Origin of the sequence: Rhodanobacter spathiphylli B39 (assembly GCF_000264295.1) — a bacterium.
Classification (GTDB): Bacteria; Pseudomonadota; Gammaproteobacteria; order Xanthomonadales; family Rhodanobacteraceae; genus Rhodanobacter; species Rhodanobacter spathiphylli.
Genome location: NZ_AJXT01000078.1, coordinates 1 through 389, shown reverse-complemented (window position 1 = coordinate 389; position 389 = coordinate 1). Strand labels below are relative to the sequence as shown.

Annotated in this window: 1 pseudogene; it reads right to left on the bottom strand. The window is 64.0% G+C overall.

Going from position 1 to position 389, the window contains the following annotated elements:
* Window positions 1-203: 203 nt before the first annotated feature.
* Window positions 204-389: pseudogene (locus UU7_RS18715) on the bottom strand (IS110 family transposase); the annotation flags it as partial.

Below are 389 nucleotides of genomic sequence, written 5' to 3'. Positions count from 1 at the left end.
GACGGTCTTGTTGAGTCGATGTTGCCGGCTCGGACCAGGGTATAAACCGCGCCCGGAGACCTCATTCGTTCAGCGGTGTCGTCGGTGCTCGGGGATCGGCCGAAGCACGTTTGGACGGCCAGAATGTTAGTCAGGTTCTCTCCGGGTGGGTCTGACCCGTTGTTACCGCGTTGCGCTGACGGTGAATCGAATGAAGGGCTTCCTCAGGCGAGCTGGGCGGGGCGATGCATCGGGTGGCGCTGGCTGGCGCAGGGGTCGTAGTCCGCGTCGTGGGCCAGCATCACCCACAGCTGGCGCGCATGCTTGTTGGCGATGGCGACCAGCACCTTGCCGAAGGACAGCCGCGCCGCCAGGGATCGAATCCAGAGTTGTTCGGGCGTGGCCTTTTC